The organism is Paenibacillus dendritiformis (assembly GCF_015845845.1).
In the GTDB taxonomy this organism is placed as follows: domain Bacteria; phylum Bacillota; class Bacilli; order Paenibacillales; family Paenibacillaceae; genus Paenibacillus_B; species Paenibacillus_B dendritiformis_C.
Genome location: NZ_LDIG01000131.1, coordinates 13201 through 24588, shown reverse-complemented (window position 1 = coordinate 24588; position 11388 = coordinate 13201). Strand labels below are relative to the sequence as shown.

Annotated in this window: 12 protein-coding genes; all 12 read left to right on the top strand. The window is 53.7% G+C overall.

Going from position 1 to position 11388, the window contains the following annotated elements:
• The first annotated feature begins 55 nt into the window (after nt 1-55).
• The 12 genes from sleB to ABD76_RS11740 all read left to right on the top strand — a co-directional run bounded on the left by sleB (nt 56) and on the right by ABD76_RS11740 (nt 11313).
• On the top strand, nt 56-817 hold the full coding sequence (gene sleB / locus ABD76_RS11795; RefSeq protein ID WP_242069526.1) for a spore cortex-lytic enzyme: 762 nt from the start codon (nt 56-58) through the stop codon (nt 815-817).
• A gap of 268 nt (nt 818-1085) precedes the next feature.
• Nucleotides 1086-2369, top strand: coding sequence for an EF-P 5-aminopentanol modification-associated protein YfmF (gene yfmF, locus ABD76_RS11790; protein ID WP_197257087.1), 1284 nt, complete (start codon nt 1086-1088; stop codon nt 2367-2369).
• A gap of 3 nt (nt 2370-2372) precedes the next feature.
• Nucleotides 2373-3656, top strand: coding sequence for an EF-P 5-aminopentanol modification-associated protein YfmH (gene yfmH / locus ABD76_RS11785; RefSeq protein WP_197257085.1), 1284 nt, complete (start codon nt 2373-2375; stop codon nt 3654-3656).
• Nucleotides 3657-3772: 116 nt separating this feature from the next.
• On the top strand, nt 3773-4519 hold the full coding sequence (ymfI, locus tag ABD76_RS11780) for an elongation factor P 5-aminopentanone reductase (protein ID WP_197257083.1): 747 nt from the start codon (nt 3773-3775) through the stop codon (nt 4517-4519).
• A 101-nt stretch (nt 4520-4620) separates the two neighbouring features.
• The gene (locus ABD76_RS11775) at nt 4621-4875 is read left to right on the top strand and encodes a DUF3243 domain-containing protein (RefSeq protein ID WP_197257081.1); all 255 of its coding nucleotides are present in this window, start codon (nt 4621-4623) and stop codon (nt 4873-4875) included.
• A 237-nt stretch (nt 4876-5112) separates the two neighbouring features.
• A complete protein-coding gene (locus ABD76_RS11770) occupies nt 5113-5877 on the top strand; it encodes a DUF3388 domain-containing protein (RefSeq protein WP_197257079.1) in 765 nt (254 codons plus the stop codon).
• Nucleotides 5878-5927: 50 nt separating this feature from the next.
• Nucleotides 5928-6839 (top strand): RodZ domain-containing protein, encoded by a 912-nt coding sequence (locus ABD76_RS11765; protein ID WP_197257077.1) that lies wholly within the window; start codon nt 5928-5930, stop codon nt 6837-6839.
• A 150-nt stretch (nt 6840-6989) separates the two neighbouring features.
• Nucleotides 6990-7154: a hypothetical protein gene (locus ABD76_RS11760; protein ID WP_197257076.1), complete on the top strand. Its 165-nt coding sequence runs from the start codon at nt 6990-6992 to the stop codon at nt 7152-7154.
• A 113-nt stretch (nt 7155-7267) separates the two neighbouring features.
• Nucleotides 7268-7756 (top strand): YajQ family cyclic di-GMP-binding protein, encoded by a 489-nt coding sequence (locus tag ABD76_RS11755; protein WP_197257074.1) that lies wholly within the window; start codon nt 7268-7270, stop codon nt 7754-7756.
• Between the two features lie 268 nt (nt 7757-8024).
• The gene (gene rimO / locus ABD76_RS11750; RefSeq protein ID WP_197257072.1) at nt 8025-9353 is read left to right on the top strand and encodes a 30S ribosomal protein S12 methylthiotransferase RimO; all 1329 of its coding nucleotides are present in this window, start codon (nt 8025-8027) and stop codon (nt 9351-9353) included.
• A complete protein-coding gene (pgsA, locus tag ABD76_RS11745) occupies nt 9350-9928 on the top strand; it encodes a CDP-diacylglycerol--glycerol-3-phosphate 3-phosphatidyltransferase (protein WP_168181034.1) in 579 nt (192 codons plus the stop codon). Before rimO ends, pgsA begins: the two co-directional genes overlap by 4 nt.
• A gap of 128 nt (nt 9929-10056) precedes the next feature.
• A complete protein-coding gene (locus tag ABD76_RS11740) occupies nt 10057-11313 on the top strand; it encodes a competence/damage-inducible protein A (protein ID WP_197257070.1) in 1257 nt (418 codons plus the stop codon).
• Nucleotides 11314-11388: the final 75 nt, after the last annotated feature.

Genomic DNA, 11388 nt, shown 5'->3' with positions numbered 1-11388 from the left:
CATAATAAAGTTGCCAATCCTGTCAAATTCACAAGAGAGAGGTAGACGTTAGGCCATGAGAAAACACATGATTTGGATTACGATGTGTATGGTATTCGTTCTGTTCGGCGCTTACCAATACAAGCATATGACGGAAAACGCGGCCACCTTCAGCGGCGCGACGCTAACGTATGGTCACCAGGGGCAAGACGTAAGTGAGCTTCAGGGCCGCCTGAAATTTCTCGGCTTTTATTACGGCAAGGTTGATGGCATCTTCGGCAGCAAGACTCAGGACTCCGTCAAATGGTTCCAATCGGAATTCGGCATGCCGGTGGACGGCGTTGTTGGATCAAAAACGAGAAACATGCTGGTCAAGGCGACGAAGAACTGGAAGCCGGAGACGGCGCCGAGCGGCGCAGCAGGGGGAGGCAAGCCCGCCGGCGGCAAACCGAGCAATATTAGCGGTTCGAATGCGCTGGGATTGTCAGAGAACGATCTGAAGCTGATGGCCAATGCGGTTTACGGTGAAGCCCGGGGGGAGCCGTATGAAGGCCAAGTGGCGGTTGCCGCGGTTATTTTGAACCGGGTCAAGTCCCCTAGCTTCCCGAATACCGCATCCGGCGTCATTTTCCAACCGGGAGCCTTCACCGCCGTAGCGGATGGACAGATCTGGCTTGAGCCGAATGAGCGGGCGCGTCAGGCGGTTCAGGATGCGATCAACGGCTGGGATCCGTCCGGAGGGTGTTTATACTACTTCAATCCGGAGACCGCGACGTCCAAATGGATCTGGACACGGCCGCAGGTGAAGACGATTGGAAAACATATCTTCTGTATGTAATCCATGACGAAGAAGCAATGGTCTGATTGGCCGTTTGCTTCTTTTGTTCAAATATAAGCAGTACGGGATCCTGGCTCTGCTTGGCTGGTTATTCGCTCAGAAACGCTTTCCTTCCTTGGGGGAACGAAGGCGTTTCTGCTTGTCCCGCCGTCGCCGGCTAATTATGATAGGACATGCTCATGTAAAACAGGTATACTTCGGGTACGTAGCGAATATAACATGCATGACATCAGCCGTGCATCGTACACGGAAGAAAAGGGGTAAGTACATGGAGAAGCAACCGACGTTCGAACGAGGAACGGTCAATGGGATTCGCATTCACGTCATGCCGACGAAGCGGTTCAAGACCTATGCGATCGCCGTCTACATGGGCGCGCCGCTGCAGGAAGACACGGTTACGCCGCTCGCGCTGACGCCATTCGTGCTGCGGCGGGGAACGGAAGCGTACCCGGAGACGATCCGGTTCCGCGAGAGATTGGATGAACTGTATGGGGCCGGATTCGGCTTCGATATCTATAAGCGCGGAGATTATCAAATTGTGCTGTTCCGCATGGATGTCATCAACGACGCTTTTGTGCAATCGGCTGATTCCTTGCTGGAGAAGGCATTTGAATTTCTGGGAGGATGCATCACAGCGCCGGTGACCCAGGACGGCGTCTTCCGCCCGAAATATGTGAAGGAAGAAAAAGAAACGCTGACGCAGCGGATTGAAGCGATCGTCAATGACAAAATCCGTTACGCCGCGGAGCGCTGCATCGAAGAAATGTGCAAGGAGGAGCCGTACCGTCTCCATGCACTGGGCAACCGGCGGGAGCTTGAGGGCATCGATTCCGGTTCGCTCTACCGGCATTACCGGCAATGGCTGGAGCATTCGGCGATCGATGTGTACGTGATCGGGGATACGAGCCTTGAGGAGGTCGAACGGCTGGTCGAGGAATCCTTCCGCATCAACCGCGTAGGGGAGACGCCTTACGCCCGTTCGATTCCGGTGCCGCGCACGGGAGAACCGAACACGGTCGTTGAGAGGCTGGAAGTGACCCAGGGCAAGCTGAATCTCGGGCTGCGCTCCACGATAACCTACGCCGACGACGCGTACCCTGCCGCCCTGCTGTTCAACGGCGTGCTTGGCGGATACCCGCATTCGAAGCTGTTCATTAATGTCAGAGAAAAGAACAGTCTTGCCTACTACGCATCGTCGCGGCTGGATGGGCATAAAGGGATATGCGCCATCCAGTCGGGAATTGAATTCCAGAACTATGAGAAAGCGAAGCAGATCATTCTGGAGCAGATCGAAGCATTGAAGGTGGGGCGCATCGACGATAAGGAGCTGCAGCAGACGAAGGCGATGATCGCCAATCAACTGCGGGAAATCGGGGATTCGGCCTTCGAAATGATCGGGTTCGATTTCAACCGCGTGCTGTCCGGCAAGGAGCGGACGACATCGCAATTGATCGCCGCTACGGAGCAGATGGAGGTCTCAGCCATCCAAGCCGCCGCCGAGACGTTTCATGTCGACACGATTTATTTCTTGCGCAACCGGGAGGAGGTATAAGGCATGGAACAACGCCGTTATTCCCAACTACAAGAAACGCTCTATTACGAGCGGATGGACAATGGGCTGGACGTCTATGTGCTGCCGAAGCCCGGCTTCCAGAAGACGTACGCGTCCTTTTCAACCAAGTACGGCTCGATCGACAATCACTTTCGGGTAGAAGGACAGGATGCCGTCAAGGTTCCTGACGGAATTGCCCATTTCCTGGAGCATAAAATGTTCGAAGAGCCCGAAGGCGACATCTTCGCCACCTTTGCGGAGCAGGGAGCTTCGGCCAATGCGTTCACGACATTCGATCGCACCGTCTATTTATTCTCTTCCACCAGCGATATAGAGAAAAATGTGGAAACGCTCGTCGATTTCGTGCAGCGTCCTTATTTTACCGATGAAAATGTGGAGAAGGAAAAGGGAATTATCGCCCAGGAAATCAATATGTACCGCGATAATCCAACCTGGCGCGTCTACTTCGGGCTCATAGAAGCGATGTATCAGGTTCATCCCGTCCACATCGATATCGCCGGCACGGTAGAATCCATCGGCACCATAACGAAAGAAACGCTCTATACATGCTACCATACGTTTTACCACCCGACCAATATGCTGCTCTTTATCGTCGGCGGCGTCGATCCGGAGCGGATGATGGCCTTAATACGCGAGAACCAGGCCCGCAAATCCTTCGAGCCGCAGGGCAGGATCGAACGTATTTTTGACATCGAGCCGGAGACGGTGCGCGAGCCCCGTAAAGTAACGAAGCTGCCGGTTTCGCTGCCGCGCTGCTACTTCGGATGCAAGGAGCCGAAGCCCGGCTTGAATGGTCGCGCGCTGCTGGAATATGAAATCGCGACGCGCATCATGATGGATCTGCTCCTCGGCTCCAGCTCGGCCATAAACCAGATTTTATACGAGGAAGGGCTGACGACGGACTCCTTCGGAAGCGAGTTCAACTGCAGCCCGGATTACGCCTTCTCGATAATGGGAGGCGAGACGAAGGATCCGGATCGTCTCGTGGAGCGGGTCCGCGAACTGGTGGACGATGCGAAGATGACGGGGGTTGAGCCGGCTTCCTTCGAGCGCATCCGCAGCAAAGCAATCGGCGCCTACTTGCGCATGCTCAATTCGCCAGAGACCATTGCGAATGAATTCACGAAGTTTAAGTTCCGGGATGCGGATTTATTTGATATACTTTCCGTATACGAATCGCTGACACTGGAACAGATTCACCAACGGCTGCAGGATCATTTCGATTGGAACCGTCTGGCGATCTCGATCGTCGAGAAGCCGGATTGAAGCATGAATACACTTCGAAAGGCGTTGCTCTTCGAAGGTGAAGGAGGAAGGCGTGCCTGGCGGGCGCGCCTTCTGTTCTGATTGCCGGTCGGCGGGAACAAAGGAGTGCATGACAGATGAAAGCATTGGCAGACACCTCGGTGCTCATCACCGGAGCAAGCCGCGGCATCGGCGCCGCGATTGCGCACAGGTTCGCCTCCGTCGGAATGAAGGTTATCATCCATTACTTGAACTCGCATGAAGCCGCCAACGAAGTCGCGAGAACCTGTCTTGCCTACGGCGGAGAGGCGGTTACGATTCGCGCCGATCTTCGTTCGGCCGAACAGATCGACCGCATGAAATCCAAGCTGGACGAGCTGGGCTTTACGCCCGACATCTTGGTGAACAATGCAGGGACGGCCTACTACGGTCTGTTCACCGATGTGACGGAGGAGGAATGGGACGATTGCATGAATATCAATCTGAAGGGAATGTTCCTCTGCACCCAGCGTTTCGCCCCGCATATGATTTCGCAAAAGTACGGACGCATCATCAACGTTTCCTCGGTTTGGGGAATTACCGGCGCTTCATGCGAAGTGATGTATTCGACGGCCAAAGGAGGCGTCAATGCCTTCACGAAATCATTGGCCAAGGAGCTGGCTCCGTCCGGAGTCACCGTGAACGCCGTCGCTCCCGGGGCCGTGGATACCGATATGATGAAGCATTTGGACACGTCGGAACGGAGCGCTCTGGAGGAAGATATTCCTGCTGGCCGGTTAGGGACGCCGGGTGAAATTGCCTCGCTCGTTTATTTTCTGGCTCTGCCGGAATCCGGCTACATTACCGGGCAAATCATCAGCCCGAACGGGGGCTGGCAAACGTAAACTGCCACGAAGCCAGCTAGCTCCATGCATAATTCATGCTCCGGAGGACCATATTACGACTGTTGACGCATTATTTTAATTAGCCACAAGGAGGCGTTCTCATGTCATCTGTATTGAAAAATTTCGACACGTGGAAAAAGTTTCTCGGCGAGCGCGTCAAGCAGGCAAAAGGACTGGGAATGAGTGAAGACACCATCTCTAACCTGGCCTATGAAATCGGTTCTTTCCTGGAGGAAAAGGTCGACCCGCAAAGTCAGGAAAACCGGGCGTTGAAGGAATTGTGGGAAGTCGGGACCGAGCAGGAGCGGAAGGTGCTGGCGAGCTTGATGGTCAAATTGGCGGAACGCCATAGTTAAAAAGCACTGTTGAATAAAGGAAGGAAGTTCTGTAAAGAGCTTTCTTTCTTTTCATCTCAAAAAAATATGATCGGGAATACATGTCATATAAGCTGACAATCTGCTATAATGGATATGTCCGCCCAGCGGTAATTTGTGACCGCTTTTTCTTATTTGTTCGGTGAAGCCAGGTGGAATTTGCGTGCCGAGTATTGTAGAATGAAAACGGCGGAACTGTAACCGCGGACGAGGTGCGTCATGGAGTACAAACAGTGGTATATGGAATATAAAATACATAAGAACCGCCCGGGATTGCTCGGAGACATCGCATCGCTGCTAGGGATGCTGGAGGTCAACATTTTGACCATTAACGGGGTAGAAGATAAGACCAGAGGCATGCTCCTTCAGACTGATGACGACGAGAAGATCGAAGTGATGGGCAAGATGTTGAAAAAAGTAGACAACATCACGGTGTCCGCGCTGCGGCAGCCTCGGCTGGTCGATATTTTGGCCGTGCGCCACGGCCGCTACATCGAACGCGATTCGGACGATCGGAAGACGTTCCGCTTTACCCGGGACGAACTTGGCCTGCTCGTTGACTTCCTTGGCGAAATATTCAAGCGTGACGGCCATCAGGTGATTGGCGTTCGCGGCATGCCGCGGGTAGGCAAGACAGAGTCCATCATTGCGGGAAGCGTCTGCTCCATGAAGCGCTGGTCCTTCGTCTCCTCGACGCTTCTGCGCCAGACGGTGCGGAGCCAGATGTCCGAGGACGAGATGAATGTCAACAATATCTTCATTATAGACGGCATCGTGAGCACCATTCGGTCCAACGAACGCCACGCGGCCTTGCTGCAGGAAATACTCGGGATGCCGTCGACGAAGGTTATCGAGCACCCGGATATATTCGTGAAGGAAACCCGCTACGATTATGATTTCTTCGATTATATCATTGAACTCCGGAACAGCCCGGACGAAGAGATTACATATGAATCTTTTACGGCGAATTATTATGATTTTTAAATAGGATGAAAGCACCAACCGGAGAGAGATTTTGCGCAGGAGGTGAAAATGTGTCGGAATTGGGGCAGTTGTTAAAAAAGGCCAGGCTTGAGAAGGGCCTCACGCTGGATGACGTTCAAGAAGCGACCAAGATCCGCAAGCGTTATCTGGAAGCGATAGAAGAAGGGGATTATAAAGTGCTGCCGGGCTCGTTCTACGTACGCGCCTTCATCAAGACGTACGCAGAGACGGTGGGCTTGAATCCGGATGAGCTCCTGCAATTTTATCGCAATGATATTCCCGCTCCGGAAGTGGAGACCACGGTGGAGCCGATGATTCGGAAGAAGCGCCGGGCCGTTCATTCGGATAAATTCGGGCGTTGGGCGACGACCATTCTCATGTGGTCGTTTTTGGCCCTGATCATTGTGATTGTTTATTTTTATGTGGTGAACAACAAGACGCCGGATAATCAGACTTCTGACAATTCGGGAATTATAAGCGGCACTCCGGGGCAGACAACGCCGGGAGGCGGCTCCCAGACTCCGTACCCGGGCAGCGGCGGCGGAACCAAGGAGCCGGAGACGACGGTGCCGCCGGTTGAACCGGAGAAGGAGCCTATCGTGGCGCGCACATCGGCGAACGGATACGAATATGCCGTCGCCTCGCCGGAAGGCGGCAAGGTGGAAGCCGAGATTGCCGCTACGGGCCGGAGCTGGATCTCGGTGCGGGAAGGCAGCGGTCAAGGCAAGATATTGTTCGAGAACACCGTTGACGCCGATTTCAAGCAGACCTTCGAAATCCCGGAAGCGGGATTGTATTTCCGATCCGGAAGAACGGACAATACGTCCATTACGGTCTTTGGCCAGGCGTTGGATGACGGTAATTCCGCCAATAGCCCAACCAATGTCATCGTCAAGGTCGTCTCCTATGAAGAGGCGGAGCAGCTCGCCGCAGAGGGCGGCGGCGCTTCCGGAGGCCAGTAAAGACATCGTAACCGGCTTGGAAGCGAAGTCTGTTGGAAGTCAAGCGCGATAACGCCCATGGCTGAACCATCGATGGCATAATCGCACCTGATCGGGAGAGACTAATTGTTGCGGCGTACGTTTAATCTCTCCGGAAGCGAGGTGTCGAACATGGCAGTAAGTTGGATCGTTACAGGCTTGGGTGTCATTGTGACCTTGTTGGGTTATTACTTGACTCCGAGCGCATGGGGCTACGGAATTTTGGGATTCGGGCTGGCACATATTGTGCTTGGCGTGCTGGATATGTTCCGCGCGCCTTCACGCAGCCGTTACTAAATGCAGTTAACGGCACAGGCATTCCTTTATGCAGACCAGCGGAGGAGTGCCTTTGTGCTGTACATACGGAAGAACAGGTTGTTCATGCACTTTAGGGAAAGGGAGAGATGAACATGGCCGAGTACTCATTTGATATCGTATCGAAGATGGATATGCAGGAGCTCAATAACGCCGTCCAGCAGGCGATGAAGGAGATCGGGGGACGGTATGATTTCAAGGGCAGCAAAAGCGACATCTCGCTGGACAAAAATGAAATGGTTGTCTTGTCCGACGACGAATATAAGCTGAAGAGCGTGCTCGATATTTTGCAATCGAAAATGATCAAACGGGGATTGTCTCCCAAAAACATGCAGTATGGAAAAATCGAGCCGGCTTCGGGCGGAACGGTCCGTCAACGCATTCAGCTAAAGCAAGGCATTGATCAGGATATTGCCAAAAAAATCAACATCTTGATTCGGGATTCCAAGCTGAAGGTGAAAAGTCAAATTCAGGGCGAACAGCTTCGGGTAACCGGAAAAAACAAAGATGATTTGCAGGCCGTTATGCAATTGCTGAGAGAGGCCGATATTCCATTGGATTTGCAATTTACGAATTATCGTTAAAGCTAAGCCCATCATCCCTGTCTATAGGAGAGAGATGCTGGGCTTCTCCTGTTTTTTGACGAGGAATGAACCGTGTATTATACTGATGAGATAGAAAAGGCGTTTAAATTTCGTCTCTTATTGCTAGAATAAATATAGATGGATAGGTTATAAAGATACGAAACATCTATAATCGTTCTTGAACCGTCATACAATTTCATTGCTTATTCAAGAGCCTTTTTATACGGCTTTTATTATTGCTGCTGCAGATGGGTTGGGGGATGTATACATGACAGAACAAATCAAAATCGTAACGCTGGGCTGCGACAAAAACTTGGTGGACTCCGAGATTATGTCCGGAATAATGGATCAGTACGGGCATGAATTGGTAGAGAAGGCGGAGGATGCGACCGTCATTATTGTCAATACTTGCGGGTTCATCGATGCAGCGAAGGAAGAATCGGTCAATACGATTTTGGAATTGGCAGACTTGAAGGAGACCGCCCGCCTGAAGGCGCTCATCGTCTCCGGATGTCTGACGCAGCGATACAAGGAGCAATTGTTGGAGGAAATGCCGGAAATCGACGGCATCGTCGGCACGGGGGAGTTCCACAAAATTAATGATATCGTCGCCGAAGCGCTTCAAGGCAAGAAGCCGATCCGCGTTGGCAATCCGGTATTCAACTATGAACAGATCTTGCCTCGCAAAGTTGCGACGCCACGGTACACCGCTTATGTCAAAATCGCGGAGGGCTGCGATAACAATTGCACCTTCTGCAGCATTCCGATTATGCGCGGCAAATTCCGCAGCCGCTCGATGGAATCGATTCTGGCCGAGGCGAAGCAGCTTGCGGAGCAAGGGGTGAAGGAGATCAGCCTAATCGCCCAGGACTCCACCAACTACGGCGTCGATCTGTACGACGGCTTCAAGCTGCCGGAGTTAATGAACAAAGTAAGCGAAGTGCCTGGCATCGAGTGGGTTCGCCTGCATTATGCGTATCCGGGATTTTTCACGGAAGAGCTGATCGACACGATCGCCATGAATCCGAAGATCTGCAAATATGTCGATATGCCGCTGCAGCATAGCGAAGACACGATTCTGAAGCGGATGCGCCGGCCAGGCCGCCAGCGCGATTCCCGCGAACTGGTTCGCAAAATCCGGGCGCGGATTCCGGAAGTGGCCCTTCGCACCTCGATTATCGTTGGTTTTCCGGGGGAGACGGACGAAGATTTTGAAAACTTGGCTTCCTTCGTGCGCGAGATGAAATTCGATCGCCTCGGCGTCTTCACTTATTCGCCGGAAGAAGGCACGGCGGCAACGCGCCTTCCGGATCATGTGCCGGATGAAGTGAAGGAATGGCGCGCGAATACGCTGATGGAAATTCAGCGCGAAGTGTCGAAGAACGTGAACGAGCGCCATATCGGCCGCACGCTGGACGTGCTGGTTGAGCGTTATGACGGCCGCAACGACGTATATATCGGACGTTCGCAGTATGATGCGCCGGAGATTGACGGCGAGGTGTTCATCTCGAACTGCAATGTTAACATCGGGGAGATCGCCAAAGTCAAAATTACGCACGCACTCGAATTTGATTTGGCCGGGGAGGGTATCTTGTGAATCTGGCGAACAAGATCACGTTAACTCGCATATTTCTTGTGCCGATCATGATGTTCTTCTTGCTGGTGAATTTTGATTATTTGCCGCCGATTCAGATAGAAGACTTCTATATTACGTACAACCAGATCATCGCGGCCCTTATCTTCATTATTGCGGCCAGCACCGATGGCGTGGACGGGTATATCGCCCGCAAGCGCAAAATGGTGACGAATCTGGGCAAGCTGCTTGATCCGTTGGCAGACAAGCTGCTGGTGGCCGCCGTGCTCATCTCGCTGGTCGAGATGGGGAAATGCGACGCTTTGATCGCGATCGTCATCATTAGCCGCGAGTTCGCCGTCACGGGGCTTCGCCAGGTCGCTCTGCTGGAAGGAACCGTCATGGCCGCGAGCAAGTGGGGAAAGTGGAAGACGGCTACCCAAATTACCGCTATCGTCGCGATGCTGCTGAACAATTTTCCGTTTGTTCTGGTGGGCATTCCGTTCGACGTGATCTCTACCTGGATCGCTGCGATCATTACGATCTATTCGGGTATTGATTATTTTGTCAAAAATAAAAGTGTGCTTCATTTCTCGTAGCCTGTCTGCAGGACAATAGGCGCTTTTTCCCGTCTCGACCAGTGTGGAAAAAGGCCTATTTTTTCTTGGATGAGTACGGTATGTTTCCAAATGTGCACTTATGCTGAATTGAAAAGGGATGATATGGGATGAACGCGGAAATCATTGCTGTAGGCACCGAGCTGCTGCTCGGCGAAATCGTAAACACGAATGCGCAGTTTATTTCGCAGCAATTGGCGCTGCTTGGCATCGATGTTTATTTTCAGACGGTGGTCGGAGATAATCCGCACCGGCTTCGCCATGTGCTGGAGACAGCGAGAACCCGCTCGCGAATCATTATTTTGACCGGCGGCCTCGGCCCGACGATGGATGATATTACGAAGGATATCGTGGCCGAGCTGTTGGGACGGGGGACCTTCCTGGACGAAGCGGCGGTACTCAAGATGGAGCAAATGTTCTCCCGCCGGGGCACGCCTATGGTGGAGAGCAATAAGCGCCAGGCGTTGGTTATCGAGGGCGCCGCGATTCTGCCGAATGAGACGGGGCTTGCGCTCGGCAACGCGCTGCTGGCGGACGGAACGGCCTTCATCCTGCTGCCGGGACCGCCGCGCGAGATGAAGCCGATGTTCGAGCAGGAAGTGATTCCGTGGCTGCAGGGCAGCGGCCTGCTGGATGAGTCGGTGCTGCATACCAGGAAGCTCAAATTCGCGGGAATCGGCGAGTCGAAGCTGGAGGATATGCTCCGCGACCTGATTGAGGCGCAGGAGCATACGACGATCGCCACCTATGCGAAGGAAGGGGAAGTGCTGATCCGGCTCGCGACGAAGACGGCGGATGAACGGGAGGCGGCGCAGCGTCTCGCAGAGACGGAGTCGGCCATTATAAGCCGTATCGGAGACCATTTGTTCGCGGCGGAAGATATCTCCCTGCCCGAGGCGCTGCTTCAGCTCATGAGCGAAAGGAAGCTTACGCTGTCGGCGGCCGAGAGCTGCACCGGCGGATTGTTCGCCGAGATGATTACGTCCGTGCCGGGAAGCTCGGAGGTGTTCCAGGGAGGCGCCGTCACGTACTCGAACGAGATGAAGGAGCGAATCCTCGGCGTTCCGCACGAGCTTCTTGAAGGGGAGCAGGCGCCCGGAGCCGTCAGCGCCGAGACGGCCAAGGCGATGGCGGAAGGAATGCAGGACATCGCGGACACCGACTTCGCGATCGCGATAACGGGCGTCGCCGGACCGGGCCATTCCGAACGGAAGCCGGTGGGCCTCGTCTATATTGCCATCGCCGAGAAGGGAAGAGACACGCAGGTCGAGGAGCTTCGCTTGACAGGAGACCGTTCGACGATTCGTCTGAGAACCGTGAATGCGGTCATGTACCGGCTGTGGCTCCGTGCCCGGCAGCATAGCTAGGCTTGACTGAGTTGGCGGAAGCCGCTACAATTGAATGGACGGAAGAACCGCAGCAAGGCGCAAGCCGCTCTTGTT